Raw genomic sequence first — 20,685 nt, 5'->3', positions numbered from 1 at the left:
TCATGCAAGTTTCGTGCCAGTATAAAAAAGCGGTTCGGTACTGTGATCCTGTTTTACAGTTTGCATGATTTTGCACTCGTTTTGCAATTTATTGCATGCTATCTTTTGCAAGATTGTATTTATCCATTTTGTAATAGAGATTGCGGATACTGATTCCAAGCGCTTTCGCCGTTTTCGTTCTGTTGTATTGATGCTTTTCAAGCGTTTCTTTTATGACATGAGCTTCAAACCGTTCAACCGCATCAGACAGCTTTTCCTCTTCAATCTCAGGGAAAGCTGCTCCGGCTTCCACCTTTTTTTTCGGACGGTCTGCTTCAGGCAGGTGTTCGAGATCAATCCATTCCATTTGCGGTTTTAAAAAGATCATCGCCCGCTCAAGGACATTTTCAAGCTCTCTGACATTCCCCGGCCACTTCCGTGCTTTTAACGATTTGAGTGCGTTTTTCGTGAGCCCCTTTACATTGCGTCCGTATTCTTGATTGATCTTCCCAATCAAATGCCTGCTCAAGGCTTCGATATCCTCTTTCCGCTGCCTGAGCGGCGGAATTGATATCGGATAGCGATTGATCCGGTAGTACAAGTCTTCGCGAAACCTGCCCTCAGCGAGCGCTTTTTCAATATTGACGTTTGTCGCTGCGATGACCCGGACGTTCACAGAAATCGGTTTGGTCCCGCCGACTCTGACAATTTCTTTTTCCTGAAGAACGCGGAGGAGCTTCGCTTGTGTGTTTTGCGTGAGCTCTCCGATTTCATCCAAGAAAATGCTGCCGTTGTTCGCCTCTTCAAAAAATCCTTTTTTGCCGCCGCGGCGCGCGCCTGAAAAAGCGCCTTCTTCATAGCCGAACAGCTCTGATTCAAGCAGTGATTCCGAAATGGCCGCACAATTGACGCGAACAAACTTATTATACTTTCGGTCACTTTCGTTATGTATGGCATGGGCAAAAAGCTCTTTCCCCGTTCCCGATTCGCCTCTCAGCAAAATCGTCGCAGGCGTCTTCGCCCCCAATTTCGCCTGTTCCAGCGCGACGAGCATCTGCTCGCTTGAACCGATGATGTCGGCAAATGTATATTTCGCCTCGAGTGTACGGATAATCTGGCGCGCTCTGTTCAGCTCGTTTGTGAGCGATTGAATTTCAGATACATCGTGAATAACACCGACGCTCCCTTTTAAAATACCGTCAACGATAATCGGCGCGACATTGACGATCACTTCTTTTTTATTGGGGCCGACTTTCATTCTGACCCCTCTGACAGGGCGCCTCGTTTCAAGCACTTTCAAATGCATGCTTTCACCTTCGGATATGTCGGTATTGGCCGGCTTCCCGATCACCTGGTCTTTTGTCAGGCCCGTCATCTTTGTATACGCCCTGTTGATCATCATCCCGTTTCCGTTTTCATCAACGACCGATATCGCTTCATCCGAAGATTGAATGATCGCTTCAAGCATCGTTCTGACTTCCTTCAGGTTGGTCACCTCTTCAGCCAGCTCGACCGCATCGGTAATGTCCTTAAATATGCTAAGCGCCCCGAGCAGCGTCCCTCCGTCATCGATAATCGGAATTCTGGTCGTGACGATCTGCCTGTTCGGATGGAGAAATTGTTTTTGATGATACTCAGGCTCTCTCGTATTGAGAATGCGCGGCAGCTTCGTCGTCGGGATCACGCTTTGAATATGCTGGCCGATCGCTTCAGTGCGCTTTGTCCCGGTCATCACTTCCGCCATTTTGTTAAACAAAATGATCTCTTCGTTAATGTCGATAAAAATCATGCCGTCATTCATAGAGTTGAAAATACGGTCGTGTTTATACGTCTGCTCTTTTAACATTTGGATGAGCTGCTGCTTTTCGTTCATCAGCTGAGAGATGATATAAGCGAGCGATCCCGGCACCACGATCGTACTGTCGTGCTTTTTTCGCATCAGTTGCTTTAATACACCGGCGTCTCCGGTCGTTTCAATGATGATATCGATCTGTTCTGTGATGTACGGCGCCCAATCGAGCGCCGTTTCGATATCGTTTTTTTGCGCGATGAAAAGCCCGGGAGCTTCCGGATTTTTATCGATGACCGCCTCGATATGCATCGTCTTTGTTTTCAGCAGCACATCCAAGAGAGCAGTCCCCCCTTTTCCAGCACCAACGATCAGTACTTTTTGCATCATCCCTTTACCCCTTTGTATGAAAAATTTTGCACACTATCACGTTCACTTGCAACAATTTGCACAACATCTATGTTATCATGTTTTCCTTTCTTGACAAACTTTTTTTTCAAATAGACAATAAAGGTAAATCTTTGGTAAGGGGATTCGTGTATGGGGAGAATGATCGCACTGCTCGTTTTGCTGATACCGGGAGGCCTGGCTGCTCTCGGAATTAAATTGATGCGCGACACTGTTTTCGGCGTTTTGATCAGCCCGTTTCAGATCCTTTGGCTTCAGGGGCTGGCGGGGTTCATATGCTTCGCAGGCGGCCTTTATTTATTAGGCGGATTTATTCTATACAGAGACAGAAAACGCAACCAAGTAAGCCCCCGCTTTAGAAAAAAGCAGAGCGGCCGCGAGGTGTGATCTCTGCGAACGGAAAGCAAAAAGCCGCAGATATTGTCTGCGGCTTTCAGATTGTTGACAAAATCCCAAAACGACTTTTAGTTTTGGGATTTTGTAATCCTTTCAGCGTGTCACATCTCGGCTTTTATTTTTAACGCTTTTTCGGGAAAATCGGTGAAGAAACCGTCAATTCCTTCAGCAATCAGCTTTTTCATCTCCTCTTCACGGTTGATGGTGAACGGCCGGACCGCTTTTTGTTTCAAATGGGCGTTTTTGATCATGTCAACCGACATTGAACGGCGATACGGATGAAATCCTGTAGCCGGAATCATTTCAATGTACTCCTCCGGCTTGTAGATGACATCCATGTAAAGCGCGGCCAACTCGATACTTGGATTCAGTCTGCTGCATAACGCAAGGCTTTCATGATTGAATGATGAAAGAATGATCCGGTCTTGAAGGCCGTACGCTTCAATCATCGACATCACCTTTTCTTCCATTCCTTCATAACGGATAATGCTGTTTTTCAATTCCACATTGAGAAGAAATTCAGCATCTGCCGCCCACTCAAACACTTCTTCAAGGGTCGGTACCGGGACAGAGCCGGTTTTTTCGGAAAAACGGTGGCTTGCGTCTCCGCGCTTGATCTCCGCATATGTAAGATCCTTTACATATCCTTTCAGCGAAGTCGTCCTGTCAAGCTTTTCATCATGTATTATAACAAGACGTCCGTCTTTTGCCATTTGTACATCCAATTCGATGCCGTCTGCACCGATGGCCGCCGCCTGCTTAAACGCCTCCATTGTATTTTCGGGAAAAGTGCCTGAAGCTCCTCGGTGTGCAAATATTTTCGTCATTTCTGGTTCACCTCTACAAGAATTGCAAGTTTATATCCCATTATGAAGGTCTTACTGTTTTCTTTCCACACATAAGGCCTTTTTTAACATAAACATAACACAAGAACCCCGGTCTTATACCGGGGCCCCTATTGTTATTCGTAATAAGCTGTGACAGCGTCAGCAATCGCGTCTGCCGCTTTTTCCTGATATTCCGGACTTTCGAGTTTAGCTGCATCAGTTTTGTTCGTGATAAAGCCGAGTTCAACTAAAACACTCGGCATTTGAGAATTTTTGATGACATAAAACCCTGATTCTTTTACACCTCTGTCCCGAGTGCCAAGCGCATCCGGAAGGCGTTCTTGAATGTTAGACGCCAGGCGTTCGCTGTCAGCGGCTTGATAGGCAGAATCGAAGTATGTTTCTGTACCTGACGCTTCAGGGACGGCCGAGTTTGCATGAATGCTGATCAGCAAGTCCGAAGCGTGCTTGCTCGCTTTGGCCACCCGGTCTTCCAGCGTCAAAAACGTATCATCCGTTCTTGAGGCGACTGTGGCAGCTCCCTCTTCTTTCAGTTTTTCATCAACCAGCTTTGCCACTTCAAGATTGACATCTTTCTCAAGCAGCCCGTTTCCGACCGCGCCGCTGTCTTCGCCCCCGTGACCTGCGTCAACATATACCGTCTTACCGGAAAGCGGCTCAGCTGCAAAAGCAGCTGGAAAAACCGCAATAAACGAAAACAGCAGCAAAACTAAACTCCTCATTAACAGTTTCACGATTAGTTCCTCCTACAATCCCTTTTTGCAAACGATCATTCTTTCTCTTTCATATCTTCAAGCTGTAATGTTCCGTCCTCTGTTTTCGTGTACTTCACTTCCACCTTTGTATCATCCTTGATCCCCTTATATTTATCCCGTTTTTCGGGAGGGACCTGAAACGTCGTTTCTTTACCGTCAATATTGACGGCGACGGTATGCTGATCCGCCAAACCGACAAAGGTGCCTTCTTTCACAAACGTTTCCCCGCCTGTTCCTTTTCGGCTTTCATTATGTTGCGTTGTCCCGCAGCCTGCCAATAGCAGCATAGCGAACAAAACAAGGATGACTCCTTTTTTCATGTCGACCACCTCGCCCGCTGAATTTTTTACACCCCGTACCTTATCTTTAATACCCGGCGGCTGTAAAGCAGGCCACGCCAGCAGATATTGGCCCGATTTACCCGTCCAACGCCCCAGGGATTTCCGAATTGTTAGAAGCCATCCGCTCAAAAACGTCTGTGAAAAACGGTCTACCCAAGGCGAAAAATGGTTGTCATCTGGAAGAAATCAGATCTATTTCATCATTTTTATTTTTTTGTATAAAAAAACGTCTTTTTTCATAAGAAAAAAGACGTTTCATGCGGCTTTCGCTTTATATGATTCAGTCTATGACGCCAATGCACCGGGCGTGAGACAAACTTTGAAAAATAGACGGATACACCGAAAGCTGGCTGCGTGCTATGTAGCTTTTATCAGAACTTGCAGGAATGCATTTTTTAAAGGCCGGCTGCTTGATGACAACATTTAGTCCTTCATAGCGGATGATTTAGCAGCGCTGCTCCTTCCGCAGTTCTCATGCTTATATTTGCTGCTGCAGAGCCTGCTTCCGGTCCATTGTTGACGGCGCCTCTTTAATCTTTTTGGCAGGCACACCGGCTATTGTAATGTTTTCCTCAGTGAAAGATTTGTTGACTACGGCGTTTGCGCCAATCGAAATGCCGTCGGCAATGTGAATGCTGCCAAAGAGCTTTGCTCCAGGCCCGATCCAGACATTGTCTCCGATTGTTGGAACATCGTGGTGAGCGTGATTTTGCCCGATGTTAACTCCTTGATGAATGTCACAGTTTGCACCTATTTTTGCATTGCTGTTTACGATGAGCAATCCGTAATGGTTGATCCTCAACCCCGGACCGAAAACATTCACCGGGATGTCAAATCCGAGCTTCAATCCTCTCTTTTTATGCAGATACCGGTAAACATGCTTGAACACCTTGGAGTTGGCATTTGAGTAATATTCATGTTTGCGCAAGGCTATCTGATACTTCCAAATATCATCGCCAAACCATTTAGGCCTTTTTCGACTTGAGATTCCTAACGCTTTCTTGTCTTGTTCGAGATAATAGCGAAGATCTGTTTTCGTAAAGATCATCATACCACCTGCTTATTTCATACTTTTAACTCGAGATTGGCTTTTTCGAAAGGTTTTACATTCTCCGCCATCTATTTCCGTGAAATTACTAAAAGGAAAACAAAAAAAGGGGGAGCCCCCCTTTTTTGTTCATCCTTCGTAAAAACCAACCCAAGTGTTAAAAACATTACTGTAAAATTTCCCTTTGAAATACCATGTTCCATCGCTATCAGAAAATTTGTTACTGAAAACTCCTGAAGAAGATTTTACACATTTTGATGATTTGCTGCTTTTGAATGAGCTTGGCAAGTCACTTGGACAATTGATGTATTGAGCAGTCGGATGTGCAATCACCTCAGATGAATGCGGTGCAGCAAATACCGGCGCTGTAGAAATAAGTAAACCAACAGCCAGAGTCGTACCAGTTAATAATTTATTGACTTTCATTTTAAAACAACTCCTTTTCCATTTATTTCATTTCGATTTCATCATATAACAAACAGGCATGTCTAAAAAGTGCACAAATTATAATATTTTGGTATTTTTTGATGAGCTGTTAGGCTGACTTTACACAATACACACCGTGCTGAAACACAAACAGTACATTTAAGAGCAAAAAAACAGCCTCGTTTATAAAAACGAGACCTTCAAATACTGTATGAAACCCTTCGGATCGCAATTCATCGCAATAAGGGCGAAAAATTCATCGGAATTACGATAAACTATTCGTTAGAAAAAGGTCGGCAATTCAACGGTAAATCTTCGTCAAAACCGCGCCATGTCAACGTTTAAGAAGCCTTATGCTCCAGTCTCAGCTTGTCTGCGACCATCGCGATGAATTCTGAATTCGTCGGCTTGGCTTTTGACATGCTGACTGTGTAGCCGAAAAGTGACGAAATCGAGTCGATGTTGCCTCTGCTCCATGCGACTTCGATGGCGTGGCGAATCGCCCGTTCGACTCGGCTTGCAGTCGTGTTGAATTTTTTGGCGATATCCGGATAAAGCACTTTTGTAATGCTTCCGAGCAGTTCGATGTCGTTATACACCATGGAGATGGCTTCCCTTAAGTATAAATAGCCTTTTATATGAGCGGGCACGCCGATTTCGTGGATGATGGTCGTGATGCTGGCGTCCAGGTTTTTCTTCGGCGATTCCGGCTGCGGCCGAAGCACACTGCTTTGAGAAGACGGGGCACGGTGTGTCAATTGAGATCCGTTTCCGCTGACCTGGCGGATATGGCCGACTAAGTTCTCCATGTCAAAAGGCTTCAAAATAAAATACGACGCGCCCAAATCTACAGCTTTTTTCGTCACGTCTTCCTGACCGAACGCCGTCAGCATGATGACATTCGGCTGCTTTTTAAGCTGCGATTCCCTCAGCCTTTCAAGAACGGCCAATCCATCGAGGTGAGGCATGATAATATCCAGCACAAGCACATCGGGCTCCTTGTCTTTAAACAACGAAAGGCATTCCTGTCCGTTGTACGCGACACCAAGTACTTCCATGTCGCTTTGTCCCTCGATATATTCGCTTAATAGGCCGACAAGCTCCCTGTTATCATCAGCAACACATACTTTAATTTTCTCCACGTTTCTTCCTCCCCAATGTGTATGTTGATAAATTTCATCATTCTTTTCTAATATGTTTAATTCGACAGCACCACTTTATTCCCTTTTTTTAAAAAGGATTTTTCCAATAATAGTGGTATCTCTCGCTTTTTCTCTGTTTTTTTCTGATTTTCTCGATTTTTCGACTCGAAATGCGACTTGACAAACCGGGGAACGTGAATTTGTCGAAAAATCTTTTCTTCTTTCATTTTAACGCACAACGCGCAAGAAAAAAAGACGAAATCAAAAACTGCCGGAGGAATCCGGCAGTCAGCTTGCTTTTTCTTTTTTATAAATATCGATTCCTGCTTCAGACAGCATCCATTCAATATGCACGCCGTATCCGCTCGTCGGATCATTGACGAAAACGTGAGTTACGGCGCCAATGATCTTTCCGTTTTGGATGATCGGGCTTCCGCTCATCCCTTGAACGATGCCTCCTGTTTTGCTCAACAGCCTCGGGTCGGTAATTTTCAGCACCATCCCTTTTGTAGCCGGAAACTTCTGAGGTGTCGTACTGACGACCTGAATATCGAATTTCTCGACTTTGTCGTTTTCGATAACCGTTAAAATTTGGGCCGGGCCTTCTTTTACTTCATCTGAAAATGCAATCGGAATGGCTTTGTCAGCGATGCGGTTTTTGATTGACTCGTGAAGCGTCCCGAAGATCCCGAATGGACTGTTTCTGTTGATATCACCAATCACTTTTCGTTCTGATGCGAAACGGGCCAGTTTCTCTCCGGGATTTCCGCCTGTTCCTTTTTCAATCGAAGTGACGGTCGATTTCACGATTTGCCCTTTTTCAACAACGATCGGTTTTTTCGTATCCATGTCTGAAATGACGTGACCAAGCGCTCCGTATTTTTTCGATTTCGGCTCGAAAAAAGTCATTGTGCCGATTCCTGCGGCAGAGTCCCTGATATATAAGCCGATTCTGTATTTATCTTCAGCCTGGTCTTTTTTCGGAATGAGCTTCGTTTTGATTTCTTGTTTATCTCTTTTAATCGACAGATGTAAGGTTTCTCCTGTTTTCCCGGCCTTTTGAATAAAAGGGGTGATGTCATTCATTTTTTCGATTTTCGTGCCGTTGATTTCGGTGATAATGTCGCCTACCGCGATTCCGGCTGCTTCACCGGGCGATTTTTTGCCTTCAGAGGTATTGATTTGATGAAAACCTACGACCAATACGCCAACGGAGTGAAGCTTTACACCAATAGACTGCCCGCCGGGGACCACTTTCAAATCAGGCAGGACATTTACTTTCGTTTTTTTAACTGGGAATCCGGCAAAATCATAGACGAGTTCTGCCTTTCCATTCTTTTCACCTTTTATTTCCACTTCACTTTGATTTTCTTTCAGTGTGAATGCTTCCGATGATCCATCTTTCGAAGCACTGACGGATAAGCTCGTTTCAACCGCACGGGTACCCGTCTCAAAAATGTTCAAGTTTTTTGGGATTACAATGTATTCTTTCACCGGTTTGTAAAACCCTACACTTATTAAAGAAACAAGGAGAATCATACCCACAACTTTTCTGATTTTTTCAACATCCACCTTTTCACTCTCCTCGCACCTAACCCACACCATATAAAATTTCTTTCGCTACATTCATTACTTTTGCCTTTCGGACAGCGATTTATAACTGCGGACGGAAGAAAATCATTGGATAAAATGATAAGAATGAGTTTGTATAAGAAAATGCCGACAAAAAAATAAGCTGTTCAGGATGAACAGCTTATCCGGTAGTTTTAACAAGCTTAGCTTGGTTCAAAAGTTCTTTCGCATGGCGCTTCGTCAGATCCGTTACTTCGACTCCGGCGATCATCCGGCCGATTTCCGCTATTTTTTCCTGTTTTGTCAACGGTGTGACGCTTGTCGTCGTTCTCCCGTCTTTCGACTGTTTCGTAATCAAAAGATGGGTGTCAGCCATCGCGGCCACCTGCGGCAAGTGGGTAATGCATAAAACTTGAGAGCCGATCGAGACGCGGTGTATTTTTTCGGCGATCGCCTGCGCGACTCTGCCGCTTACACCCGTATCCACTTCATCGAAAATGATCGATGTAACATCCTGCTGAGCAGAGAAAATGCTTTTCATGGCCAGCATGATTCTTGACAGCTCTCCTCCAGATGCAACCTTTGACAAAGATTTGAGCGGTTCTCCCGTGTTTGTTGAGATTAGGAAATGGACGGTATCAATGCCGTGCTTTGTGAGCTGAACCGGCATACCGTTGACGACGGGTGCATCATCATCCCGTTCCGCTTTTTTCACCTGGAATTCCGTATCGAATGTCGATTTTTCCATATACAGATCTTTCAGTTCCTGCTGAATCTGTTTGGCCAGTTTTTTCGCCCATTTTTTTCTGATTTCGGACACATTGGCGGCTTCAATCGCCACATCCTTGCCGATTGATTCGAGGCGGGATTTTAATGCCTGCAAGTGGCTGTCCCGGTTTTCGATCCGGTCGATCTCTTCCTCTATCTTAGCCGAATAAGCTTGGATATCTTCGACAGTAGCGCCGTATTTGCGTTTCAGCTGTTTGATTTCGTTTAATCGCGATTCGATATAATCGAGGCGCTCGGGGTCGTATTCGAGTTCATCCAGCATATTTCTGATCTGAAAAGTTGAATCTTCGAGAATGTAGTATGCGTTGGCTACGGATTCAGATACTTTATTGAGCCCTTCATTGATGCCTGAGACGTTTTCAAGCTCGCTTGAAGCCATGCCGACCCAGTCAAGCCCGGCCTGCTCGTTGCGAAGCGCATTATAGGCATTTTGCAGAGCTTCGTATATTTTTTCGAAATTAGCGATTTGACGGCGCTCTTCCTGAAGAAGTTCGTCCTCTTTCGGCTCAAGGTTTGCAGATTCGATTTCATCAAGCTGAAACTGTATTAAATCGAGTCTGTGAGCCATTTCCTGCTCGCTTTCAGAAAGCTCTTTCACCTTTCTCATGACGTCCATGTAGCGGCTGTAAACTTCCTGATACGCTTTTAAAGCATGCTCGATTTCTTCTCCTGCAAACCTGTCCAGAAGCTGAAGATGGTGCTCATCCTCCATCAGCAGCTGATTGTCGTGCTGCCCGTGTATGTCAAGCAGCAGTCTGCCGACTTCCCGCAAAGCGGCAATGGTGACAAGTTTTCCATTGACGCGGCAGATGCTCTTGCCGTTTGCGTTAATATCTCTCCTCATGACGATCATGTCATCCGAGGCTTCAATCCCCAGTTCTGTGCACAAATCAAAAACCGGATGGCCGCTGTCAAGGAGGAAAAGCCCTTCCAATTCGGCTCTTTTTTCGCCATACCTGACATATTCGGACGAGCCGCGGCCTCCGACAAGCAAAGAGACGGCGTCGATGATGATCGATTTTCCGGCCCCCGTTTCACCGGTCAGAACCGTCAGCCCTTTTTCAAAAGAAACGGTTAATTCTTCGATAATGGCAAAGTTTTTGATCGATAATTCAGCTAACAAGCTTTCATGACACCTCTTTTCAGGCCTTCGTTTATAAAAGCTCCAATATTTTCTTCTGTACGATTTTGGTATCATCATGCGTCCGGCAGATGATCAAAATGGTATCATCTCCGCAGATCGTTCCCATGATTTCTTCCCAATCCAAATTGTCCATCAGCGCCCCGATCGCCTGCGCGTTGCCCGGCATTGTTTTTAAAACGATCAGATGGCTGGCTGAGTCGATTTTGACAAATGCGTCCATCAATGATCTTTTTAATTTGGAAAGGGGATTAAAGCGCTGATCAGCAGGCAGGCTGTATTTGTAGGAACCGTTGTTTGTCGGCACCTTGACCAAATGAAGCTCTTTAATGTCCCGCGAGACGGTGGCCTGCGTCACATTATAGCCGTCTTTCTTTAAAATATCGACAAGCTCATCCTGCGTTTCAATTTCATTAGCGGTGATAATCTCCCTGATTTTAATATGCCTTTGACCTTTGTTCATTTCACACCTCGTTTTATACACAAATTGTGTATGTTTATACATTTATGTTAAATGATTTTGTCGGAAAAGTACATGTTTGCAGTAAAAAAGGAATAATAGCCCACTATTATTCCTTTTTGCGTGCCGGCCACCCTCGCATTCGCCGTACGGCTCTCAAGGGTTTTTAATCACGCGGATCCGTTTTTTTCGCTTTTAATGTCTTGTGAGCTTCTTCGACAATTTGATTGATCGTTTCTTCTGCTATCGGCGTGCCAGGTTGCTCTTCTCCGTCCCAATGCAAATGGAGAAGGAATTCGATGTTGCCGTCGCCGCCGGTAATCGGCGAAAACGAGACGTTTCTGCAGTCATATCCTTCCCGAGCCGCAAACCGGCTGATGTCATCAAGCACAGCTTGATGGACGAGGGGATCGCGGACGATCCCTTTTTTCCCAACGGATTCCCGCCCTGCTTCAAACTGCGGTTTGACGAGAGCGATGCAGTCGCTTCCCGGAACTAAAATGCTCTTAAGCACAGGCAGGATGATTTTCAGTGAGATAAAAGAGACATCGATCGTCGCGAACTCCGGCAGTCCTTCCGTAAAATCGGCAGGTGTGCAATACCGGAAATTCGTGCGTTCCATCACTACAACCCGCTCATCCTGTCTCAGCTTCCAGGCGAGCTGATTATACCCGACATCAACGGCATATGAGCGGAGAGCGCCGTTTTGCAGCGCGCAGTCAGTGAAGCCGCCGGTGGAAGAGCCGATGTCAATCATCAGCTTGCCTTGAACGGAAAGCTGAAACTCTTTTAATGCTTTTTCAAGTTTTAATCCGCCTCTTGAGACGTATTTTAACGGGTTTCCTTTAACGGTCAGCGGAATCGTGCGGTCGACCTTTTCGCCCGGCTTGTCCAGTCTGTTTTCATTCGTATAGACGATGCCGGCCATGATGGCTCTTTTCGCTTTTTCCCGCGTTTCCATTAACCCTCTTTCTACTAATAAAACGTCGAGCCGTTCTTTTTTTCCTGTCATGATCCAATTCCTTTATGAGTCTTTACGGGCGTCAATAGTCTTATTCGTCTGATGACGTCTTCTTTTGTCATTCCGATCTCTTCCAGAAGCTTGGCGACACTGCCGTGTTCAATAAATTGATCAGGTATCCCCATTCTATCAATGATCGGGCTGTAAGACTGATGTTCATGGGCATACTCAAGGATCGAGCTGCCGAATCCGCCTTGGAGCACAGCCTCTTCGATCGTTAAAATCGGAAGCCCTTCGTTCAGGATTTCCATCAGCATGTTTTCGTCAAGCGGCTTGATAAAACGGGCGTTAACCACTCTGACCGAACGTCCTTCTTTCTGCAGCTCCTCCGCGGCAGCAAGCGCCATCGGAATGGTGGTGCCGAATGTTAAAATGACCGCGTCTGTCCCGGGTCTCAGCACTTCCCACGTTCCGATCGGGATCGTTTTCAATTCTTTATCCATTTTGACGCCGAGTCCGTTTCCGCGCGGAAAGCGCATGGCAATCGGGCCGTCATCGTATTTGACAGCCGTGTTGACCATGTGCTGGCCTTCGTTTTCGTCTTTCGGCATCATGAGAACCAAATTCGGAATATGCCGTAAAAAAGCAATGTCAAACACGCCCTGGTGTGTTTCCCCATCAGCGCCGACTAGGCCCGCTCTGTCAATGCCGATAAATACATTTAGGTTTTGCCGGCAAATATCATGGACAACCTGGTCATAAGCGCGCTGAAGAAATGTCGAATAGATCGCCAGAAACGGCTTCATATTCTGAGTCGCGAGACCAGCCGCCATCGTTGCCGCATGCTGTTCCGCAATGCCGACATCAAACATGCGCTCCGGAAACTCGCTCGCAAACCCTTCAAGTTTTGAACCGACAGGCATGGCCGGAGTAATGGCTACAATCCTTTCATCCTCGCGGGCAAGCTTCCTGACCGTTTCGCTTACGAGCGCGCTCCATGATGGCGCAGCGGCTTTCGGCTTAACAAAATCACCGGTATCGATTTTATATGGGCCGGTTCCGTGCCATGTGCCGGTTTTATCGGTTTCCGCAGGCTTATAGCCTTTTCCTTTTTTCGTAATAACGTGGAGGAGTACCGGGCCTTTCGTCTTTTTCGCATACTGCATGTTTTCAAACAGTTCATCATAGGAATGACCGTCTACAGGCCCTAAATACGTAAATCCGAGCTCTTCAAAGAACATCCCGGATACCAGCAGGTATTTCAGGCTGTCTTTGATCCGCTCGGCTGTAGCGGCAAGCTTCCCGCCAACAGCAGGAATCCGCTTGAACAAATACTCAAGCTCATCTTTGACCCATTGGTATTTTCCGGCTGTGCGCAGCCTTCCGAGCATGGAATGAATCGCTCCGACGTTTGGAGCGATGCTCATTTCGTTGTCATTCAAAATGACAATCATGTCTTTTTGCTCATGGCCGATATGGTTAAGCGCTTCAAGAGCCATGCCGCCGGTCAGTGCACCGTCTCCGATGATCGGGATGATATATTCGTTTGTCCCTTTCAAGTCTCTCGCAGCTGCCATCCCCATCGCACCGGAGAGAGAAGTCGAACTGTGGCCCGTTTCCCAGACATCATGTTCGCTTTCATTCCGCTTTGGAAAACCGCACAGTCCTTTATGCTGACGCAGGGTGGCGAAGTCCTTTCCGCGGCCGGTCAGCAGTTTATGGACATACGATTGATGCCCCACATCCCACAAAAACTTATCTTTCGGGCTGTTAAATTCTTTATGCAATGCAATGGTAAGCTCGACAACGCCGAGATTCGGACCAATGTGCCCTCCGGATTCAGAAAGCGTTTCAATTAAAAAACGGCGAATTTCAGCGCTCAAGCTTTCCAGTTCTTGATTTGAAAGGTTCTTCAAAAATGCAGGGTCCTTTATCGATAACAGATCCAATCGGATCAACTCACTTTCAGCATGATTTCTGCAAGTATGCGCCTTGCTTCATTTTAAGTTTCAGCTTGAATTATTATATGACGAATTCATCCCCATGCGCAAACTTGCATATGCGGACGCTTCGTTTGAAAAAACAGCCGCTAACACAACGTGATAACGGCGCGGCGTTTTAGAGTTCAACTCTTTATATTTTAGCATAATAAGCCTTTGATGCTCAAATGGAAGCCCTGTATCAATGATCCCTTGCGGCAATCATATCGCAAAACTCGTACATAAGCTCTTTTTCAAGCGGAAGCTCTGAAATCAGCCGTTTTGCTTTTTCAATATGTTCATCAAGCTTTTGGCTGGCGCCCTCAAGCGAAAGGAGCGACGGATAGGTCGATTTTCCGTTTGTCTCGTCAGATCCGATCCGTTTGCCGATTTTATCCTCTGATCCTTCAAGGTCGAGAATGTCATCTCTGATCTGGAAGCCGATGCCGATATGATGGCTGAATTCGCGGAGCTTTTCGATCTCTTTTTCAGATGCATCTGCTAGAATCGCCCCCGCGATGACGCTGAAGCTGAGGAGTTTAGCCGTTTTTCCTTCGTGAATCCGCTGCAGTTCATCAAGAGAGACAGACTTTGATTCCGCTTCCATATCTAAAATCTGACCGCCGACCATGCCTTCAGCCCCCGCTGCCGATATCAGCTCATTCACCAGTCTGATGCGTTTTTCAGCAGATACATCAGAAGGCATATTGGAAGTGATCATTTTGAAGCTTTCGGTTAATAAGGCGTCTCCGGCGAGAATGGCCGTCGCTTCCCCGTATATTTTATGGTTTGTCGGCTTTCCCCTTCTGAGGTCATCGTCATCCATACAAGGGAGATCGTCATGGATTAATGAATACGTATGGATCATTTCAACCGCGCACCCTACCGGAATTCCGGCTTCTTCGTCTTTTCCGTACGCATGAAGAAGCGCAAGTACCAAAATCGGTCTCAGCCGTTTCCCTCCGGCTTCCAATGAGTACAGCATGGATTCCTTAAGGATGGACGGCGCTCGCAGGTCTTTAATATACATCGGAAGGCGTTCTTCAATTACTGTTTTTCTCGATTTTAAAAATCCGTCAAGTTTACCGGTCACCTTTTTCCTCCTCCCGAACACTGAAAGGAGCTAATTCCCCATTTTCCCGCAAAATGTAGTCCATCTGCTTTTCGACATTTTGCAGTTTTTCGTGGCACATTTTCGAAAGAGCCATCCCTTCCTGGAAGTAGTCGATCGCCTTTTCCAAAGGCACATCCCCTTCTTCAAGCTTTGATACGATCTGTTCCAGACCTTTCATCGCCTCTTCAAATGTCAGGTCTTCCCGTTTTGTTTTGTTTTCTTCAGCCATTTGTTTCGCCTCTCTTTTGCAGTACCTCACAGGTCAGCGTCCCATCGTTTAATGTGACGCGGATCTCGTCTTTTTCATGAACCTGTTCAATACTTTTAATCAATTCGTTTTCTTTATATGTCAAACTGTACCCTCTTTCCATCACTTGGAGAGGGCTTAATGCATTCAGTTTACCAAGAACCGTTTGAAACTGCGAGTGAATCTGCTTAAGCTGCACATCCATATTCCGCTTCAGCCGGACTGTCTGCTCTTCATGCCTCTTTCTCGCTTGTTTAAGCTGCTCCTCGGGATGAAGCATCTCCAGCTTGTATGTCTGTTCGTTCAGTTTTTGTTTTTTGCGTTCAACGGTCATCGCCAGCTGTTTTTGGAAACGGTCGAATATCAGGTCGAATTCCTGTTCCTTTTGGGCATACAGCCGTTTCGGGTAGCGGAAGGCATAAGAGGACTGGAGGGTTTTCACGCGCTCCTGCCGCTTTCTTAAATCCTGCTTCATCGATTTTGCAATTCTCGCTTCGAGCGTTTTCAGACGCTCCAGCAAATCAAGCATATTAGGTACGGCCTGTTCGGCCGCTCCCGTCGGGGTCGCCGCGCGCAAATCCGCAACAAAATCGCTGATTGTAAAATCCGTTTCATGCCCGACGGCGGAAATGATCGGAATGTCGGAAGAAAAAATGGCCCTGGCGACAGCCTCTTCATTAAATGCCCACAGCTCTTCGATCGATCCCCCTCCGCGTCCGACGATTAATACATCGCATAACTCTCTGCGGTTAGCCTCTTTGATGCTACTGACGATGGACTCGCCCGCGTTTACTCCTTGAACGAGCGTTGGAAAGACGATCACTTTTACAAGGGGGTATCTTCTTTTAATGGTGGTGATCACATCGCGTACAGCCGCTCCGGTTGGAGATGTGACAACACCGACGACGGATGGGAACGCGGGGATGGGTTTCTTATGTTTTTCATCAAACAAACCTTCTTGCGACAGCTTTTTCTTAAGTTCTTCATACGCGAGATGAAGCGCACCTATGCCGTCAGGTTGTATTTCTTTCGCATAGAGCTGATAATTGCCGCTCGGTTCATATACCGAAATGCCGCCTCTCACCAATACCTTCATCCCGTTTTCAGGGGTAAAGGCGAGATTTCTGTTTTGTCTGGCGAACATGATGGATTGAATGCGGGCGTTATCATCTTTCAGTGTAAAATAAATATGGCCTCTGCTATGTATTTTAACATTTGACAGCTCGCCCTTGATCCAAATATCTTCAAGATGGGGGTCCACGTCAAATTTGCGCTTAATATATTTTGTCAAAGCCGTGACCGTGACAAATGAAATTTCACTCATGGCACAGTCTCCTTTCTAAGAAGGCACAAGCACGTTTATCCGCCGGCGCGAGACCAGGCGGATGAACGGCTGTACATTAAAGTTAAATTGTACGCTTCGCTGATTTAACCGTGTTATGGGCCAGCATTGTAATCGTCATCGGACCGACACCGCCCGGTACGGGTGTAATATAGGAAGCCTTTTCCTTCGCTTCTTCAAAATCGACATCACCGACGAGCTTTCCGTTGTCAAGGCGGTTAACGCCGACATCAATGACAACGGCTCCCTCTTTCATTTGATCCGCTTTGATGAAATTCGCCTTTCCGACAGCGACAATCAGAATGTCGGCTTTTTTTGTGTGAGCCGTAATGTCGGCCGTTCTTGAATGGCAGTACGTAACGGTTGCGTTTTCGTTCAAGAGCAGCTGCCCTACCGGCTTTCCGACGATATTGCTTCGCCCGACGACAACAACCTCTTTTCCCGACAGATCAATCTCGGTTTTCTTTAAAAGCTCCACGATGCCCGCAGGCGTGCAAGGCAGAAATGTATCTTCGCCAAGCAGCATCTTTCCTACGTTTAATGGATGAAAACCGTCAACATCTTTGTCAGGGGATATTCTTTCAATCACCGCTTGTTCGGAAATATGATCCGGAAGAGGCAGCTGGACAAGAATTCCGTGAAAGTCGTTATTTTGGTTGTACTGGTCAATTACTTCAAGAAGTTCCTGTTCAGAGAAACTTGCATCGAAATGATCCAGCTGAAAACGAATCCCCATGGCTTCAGCTGCTTTTTTCTTTCCCCGTACATATGAAAGAGACGCCGGATCATCACCAATTAAAATAACGGCCAGTCCCGGGGTCACTCCTTGTTTTTTCAGCTCTTCAACTTCCTTGGCCAGCTGCCCGCGCTTTTCCTTTGCTGTTTCTTTCCCGTCGATGATGGTTGCTGTCATTTGCTCTCCTCCTAGATTATTCAAGATCGGATTTAATGTTAGAAAGAACACCGTTTACAAACTTCGCCGACTTGTCATCTCCAAATTGCTTGGCCAGTTCAATCGCTTCATTCATAGAGACGTTGACAGGTATGTCTTCTAAAAAAATCATTTCGTAGGCGGACAAACGCAAAATCGCGCGGTCGACATTCGCTAGCCTGTCAAGCTTCCAATTGACGAGATGCCGTTTGATCATCTCATCGATTTTCTCTTTGTTCTCTAAGACCCCGTAAACAAGCTGCTCGAAAAAAGCGTCGCTTTCCTGCCCGTCCAAGGCGTGCTGCATCGCTTCATTCGGTTCTGTATCACTGACATCAATCTGGAATAGTGACTGCAAAGCCTTTTCTCTTGCTGTTCTTCTTTTCATTCTTTCTTTTTCTCCTTTAACCCTCTTTGCCGCTTGCCGTTTAAGCCACAAAGAGATCATATCATATTTTTAGTCTTTCCGCATGCAAAAATCGCGGTTTTATCGTCAATAACCGAATAATAAGAAACAAACATTTGTTATCATTCGTTTTTCGAACTTCTTTGCAAACTTTCCGGTTCCTCTTATTTTTGGTCGATAACAGCGGAAAGATGCTTTTAAACGTCATTTTTTAAAACGGAACATGAAAAAACCAAAGGGCCGTCATTCCCCTTGGTTCTTCCACTTCACCGCACTACATCTCTTGATCGACTTCCACCTCGTGCGTTTTTGAATCGAATTGAATGCCAACGATGTGAATATTGATTTCATTAATCGAAAGAGCTGTCATATTGAGAAGCGTCTGGCGGATATTATCCTGAACGGCATTTGCAACTTTAGGAATCGAAACGCCAAACATCATCACGCAATAAACATCAATGATAATTCCGTCATCTGACAAATCAACTTTGACGCCTTTGCCGTGATTCTTTTTTCCAAACCGTTCCACGACACCTGTCGCAAAATTGCCGCGCATTTCAGCTACGCCTTCAACTTCGGAAGCTGCGATTCCGGCAATGACTTCGATGACTTCCGGAGCGATTTCCACTTTTCCTAAATGATTGTCTTCATGGCTCATTTCCAATAAGCTGTTGTCGTCTTTCAATATGTTCACCTCCGTTAAAATTACGACCCCATTACATCATATATTTCTAAAAACTTCGTATTGAATTCTCCGCTTACGAATGTTTCGTGCTCGAGCAGTTTCAGATGGAACGGTATCGTCGTATGAACGCCTTCGATGACGAATTCGCTCAACGCTCTTTTCATTCTTGATACAGCTTCTTCCCTCGTCTTCCCGTATGTGATGACTTTTGCAATCATGCTGTCGTAATAAGGAGGAATCGAGTATCCCGGATAAGCCGCAGAATCCACTCTGACGCCGAGCCCGCCCGGAGGCAGATACATCTCGATTTTTCCCGGAGAAGGCATGAAGTTTTTCTCAGGGTTTTCCGCATTAATCCGGCATTCGATGGCCCAGCCGTTAAAAGTGACTTCATCTTGGGTGAGGGCTAATTTTTCACCTGATGCCACTCTGATCTGCTCTTTAATCAAATCAACGCCCGTCACCATCTCTGTTACCGGATGCTCAACCTGAATGCGCGTGTTCATTTCCATAAAGTAGAACTTCTGCTCGCGGTAATCGTAGATAAATTCAACTGTTCCCGCGCCCGTGTACTTAACGGCTTCAGCCGCTTTGACAGCCGCCTGCCCCATTTGCTCCCTGATTCCTTCATCAAGCGCAGGTGAAGGGGTTTCTTCAAGCAGCTTTTGGAGCCTTCTTTGGATTGAACAGTCGCGTTCACCCAAGTGAATCGTATTTCCGTGTGTGTCCGCAAGCACTTGGATCTCGACGTGTCTGAAGTCTTCAATGTACTTTTCAATGTACACACCCGGGTTGCCGAAAGCGGTGGCCGCTTCCTGCTGAGTGATTTTAATGCCGTTGATCAGTTCTTCTTCCGTACGGGCGACCCTGATTCCTTTTCCGCCGCCCCCGGCAGTTGCCTTTATAATGACAGGATACCCTATATCGCGCGCTAATGAAACCGCATCTTCAATATCTTCAATAATTCCTTTGGAACCCGGTACGATCGGAACGCCAGCCTGCTGCATCGTTTCCCTGGCAACATCCTTTGTCCCCATCTTAGAGATCGCGTCTGCTGTCGGACCGACGAAGGTTACGTTTACCTCTTCGCAAAGCTCGGCAAAATCGGCGTTTTCCGCCAGGAAGCCGTAGCCCGGGTGAATCGCATCAGCGCCGGTCATTTTGGCGACGCTGACGATGTTCGTTATATTCAAGTAGCTGTCTTTTGATAGCTTAGGTCCGATGCAAAATGCTTCATCAGCCATCTGAACATGGAGCGCCTCTCTGTCGGCCTCGGAAAAGACGGCTACTGTATCGATCCCCAGTTCTTTACAAGCTCTGATAATTCTGACAGCAATTTCTCCCCTGTTCGCAATTAATAGCTTTTTGATCATCTTATTGCTCCTTACTCTGCTTTTACTAAAAATAAAGGTTGTCCGTATTCAACCAGCTGGCCGTTTTCAACCAATACTTCAACGATCTCGCCTTTCACTTCGGCTTCGATCTCATTAAAGAGCTTCATTGCTTCCACAATGCAGACGACAGAGGATTCTGTTACCTTCGAACCGACTGTTACGTAAGGGTCGGCTTCAGGCGAAGAAGACGCATAAAACGTTCCGACCATCGGAGAGGTGATTTTGTGGAGGTTTCCGCCGTCTTTTGCGGCTTCTTCTGCTGCAGGCGCATCCTGAACTTGCGCTTGCATCGCGGGAGCTTCCGGAGCCGGTGTTTGAACAGGCGCCGCAGCCACTTGCTGGATGGTTTGCACGGCTCCGCTTTGTTTTTTCAGTTCAACCTTCGATCCTTCGTTTTCGTATGTAAATTCATTTATCGAAGATTCATCAATTAATTTTATCAACTGTCTGATTTCATCAATGTTTAACATGCTATCGCACTCCTAATGAAAAAGATTTTACGCATTTATCAGTTAGTACTAAAAGTACATAC

21 protein-coding genes are annotated in these 20,685 nt (G+C 46.1%); 1 reads left to right on the top strand and 20 read right to left on the bottom strand.

The features are described 5' to 3' along the window. Window positions 1-88 precede the first annotated feature (88 nt). Complete coding sequence (locus M1D90_RS08930; RefSeq protein WP_023855158.1) at window positions 89-2,155, bottom strand: sigma-54 interaction domain-containing protein; 2,067 nt, start codon at window positions 2,153-2,155, stop codon at window positions 89-91. Window positions 2,156-2,308: 153 nt separating this feature from the next. Here M1D90_RS08930 and M1D90_RS08925 point away from each other — a divergent pair, with 153 nt between their 5' ends. Next, window positions 2,309-2,563 carry a DUF2627 domain-containing protein gene (locus tag M1D90_RS08925; RefSeq protein ID WP_020452121.1) on the top strand — a complete coding sequence of 85 codons (255 nt, stop codon included), beginning with the start codon at window positions 2,309-2,311 and terminating at the stop codon, window positions 2,561-2,563. Window positions 2,564-2,673: 110 nt separating this feature from the next. On the opposite strand, the gene M1D90_RS08920 is transcribed toward M1D90_RS08925, so the two are convergent. The 19 genes from M1D90_RS08920 to accB form a co-directional block, all read right to left on the bottom strand. Beyond that, window positions 2,674-3,399: a glycerophosphodiester phosphodiesterase gene (locus M1D90_RS08920; RefSeq protein WP_328038211.1), complete on the bottom strand. Its 726-nt coding sequence runs from the start codon at window positions 3,397-3,399 to the stop codon at window positions 2,674-2,676. Between the two features lie 134 nt (window positions 3,400-3,533). After that, on the bottom strand, window positions 3,534-4,154 hold the full coding sequence (locus tag M1D90_RS08915; RefSeq protein ID WP_020452123.1) for an N-acetylmuramoyl-L-alanine amidase family protein: 621 nt from the start codon (window positions 4,152-4,154) through the stop codon (window positions 3,534-3,536). Window positions 4,155-4,189: 35 nt separating this feature from the next. After that, window positions 4,190-4,495, bottom strand: a complete 306-nt coding sequence (locus M1D90_RS08910) for a membrane lipoprotein lipid attachment site-containing protein (protein WP_020452124.1) — start codon at window positions 4,493-4,495, stop codon at window positions 4,190-4,192. A gap of 499 nt (window positions 4,496-4,994) precedes the next feature. Then, the gene (locus M1D90_RS08905) at window positions 4,995-5,564 is read right to left on the bottom strand and encodes a serine O-acetyltransferase (protein WP_020452125.1); all 570 of its coding nucleotides are present in this window, start codon (window positions 5,562-5,564) and stop codon (window positions 4,995-4,997) included. A 129-nt stretch (window positions 5,565-5,693) separates the two neighbouring features. Next, on the bottom strand, window positions 5,694-5,990 hold the full coding sequence (locus tag M1D90_RS08900) for an antimicrobial peptide LCI (protein ID WP_020452126.1): 297 nt from the start codon (window positions 5,988-5,990) through the stop codon (window positions 5,694-5,696). A 341-nt stretch (window positions 5,991-6,331) separates the two neighbouring features. Beyond that, on the bottom strand, window positions 6,332-7,132 hold the full coding sequence (gene spo0A / locus M1D90_RS08895; RefSeq protein WP_003183361.1) for a sporulation transcription factor Spo0A: 801 nt from the start codon (window positions 7,130-7,132) through the stop codon (window positions 6,332-6,334). Between the two features lie 288 nt (window positions 7,133-7,420). Beyond that, a complete protein-coding gene (spoIVB, locus tag M1D90_RS08890) occupies window positions 7,421-8,737 on the bottom strand; it encodes a SpoIVB peptidase (RefSeq protein ID WP_043054395.1) in 1,317 nt (438 codons plus the stop codon). A gap of 148 nt (window positions 8,738-8,885) precedes the next feature. After that, entirely contained in the window at window positions 8,886-10,616 is a 1,731-nt protein-coding gene (gene recN / locus M1D90_RS08885; protein WP_020452128.1) for a DNA repair protein RecN, read from the bottom strand. Window positions 10,617-10,647: 31 nt separating this feature from the next. Further along, a complete protein-coding gene (gene ahrC, locus M1D90_RS08880; protein WP_020452129.1) occupies window positions 10,648-11,097 on the bottom strand; it encodes a transcriptional regulator AhrC/ArgR in 450 nt (149 codons plus the stop codon). 163 nt (window positions 11,098-11,260) lie between these two features. Then, a complete protein-coding gene (locus M1D90_RS08875) occupies window positions 11,261-12,106 on the bottom strand; it encodes a TlyA family RNA methyltransferase (protein ID WP_020452130.1) in 846 nt (281 codons plus the stop codon). Further along, window positions 12,103-14,004, bottom strand: coding sequence for a 1-deoxy-D-xylulose-5-phosphate synthase (gene dxs, locus M1D90_RS08870; RefSeq protein ID WP_023855166.1), 1,902 nt, complete (start codon window positions 14,002-14,004; stop codon window positions 12,103-12,105). The genes M1D90_RS08875 and dxs overlap by 4 nt, the downstream gene beginning before the upstream one ends. Window positions 14,005-14,236: 232 nt before the next feature. After that, window positions 14,237-15,127, bottom strand: a complete 891-nt coding sequence (locus M1D90_RS08865; protein WP_020452132.1) for a polyprenyl synthetase family protein — start codon at window positions 15,125-15,127, stop codon at window positions 14,237-14,239. Continuing rightward, entirely contained in the window at window positions 15,117-15,377 is a 261-nt protein-coding gene (locus M1D90_RS08860) for an exodeoxyribonuclease VII small subunit (RefSeq protein WP_023855168.1), read from the bottom strand. Before M1D90_RS08860 ends, M1D90_RS08865 begins: the two co-directional genes overlap by 11 nt. Next, window positions 15,370-16,719, bottom strand: coding sequence for an exodeoxyribonuclease VII large subunit (gene xseA, locus M1D90_RS08855; RefSeq protein ID WP_026579322.1), 1,350 nt, complete (start codon window positions 16,717-16,719; stop codon window positions 15,370-15,372). Before xseA ends, M1D90_RS08860 begins: the two co-directional genes overlap by 8 nt. An 82-nt stretch (window positions 16,720-16,801) precedes the next feature. Beyond that, window positions 16,802-17,650 carry a bifunctional methylenetetrahydrofolate dehydrogenase/methenyltetrahydrofolate cyclohydrolase FolD gene (gene folD / locus M1D90_RS08850; protein WP_020452135.1) on the bottom strand — a complete coding sequence of 283 codons (849 nt, stop codon included), beginning with the start codon at window positions 17,648-17,650 and terminating at the stop codon, window positions 16,802-16,804. A 16-nt stretch (window positions 17,651-17,666) separates the two neighbouring features. Beyond that, window positions 17,667-18,056, bottom strand: coding sequence for a transcription antitermination factor NusB (nusB, locus tag M1D90_RS08845; RefSeq protein WP_020452136.1), 390 nt, complete (start codon window positions 18,054-18,056; stop codon window positions 17,667-17,669). Between the two features lie 292 nt (window positions 18,057-18,348). Continuing rightward, window positions 18,349-18,732 (bottom strand): Asp23/Gls24 family envelope stress response protein, encoded by a 384-nt coding sequence (locus M1D90_RS08840; protein ID WP_031304734.1) that lies wholly within the window; start codon window positions 18,730-18,732, stop codon window positions 18,349-18,351. 47 nt (window positions 18,733-18,779) lie between these two features. After that, a complete protein-coding gene (accC, locus tag M1D90_RS08835; RefSeq protein ID WP_020452138.1) occupies window positions 18,780-20,132 on the bottom strand; it encodes an acetyl-CoA carboxylase biotin carboxylase subunit in 1,353 nt (450 codons plus the stop codon). 11 nt (window positions 20,133-20,143) lie between these two features. Continuing rightward, complete coding sequence (accB, locus tag M1D90_RS08830) at window positions 20,144-20,623, bottom strand: acetyl-CoA carboxylase biotin carboxyl carrier protein (protein ID WP_039072842.1); 480 nt, start codon at window positions 20,621-20,623, stop codon at window positions 20,144-20,146. Window positions 20,624-20,685 lie beyond the last annotated feature (62 nt).

Source organism: Bacillus sp. JZ34, from assembly GCF_053903205.1.
This window is presented reverse-complemented; position numbering and strand designations above follow the sequence as displayed.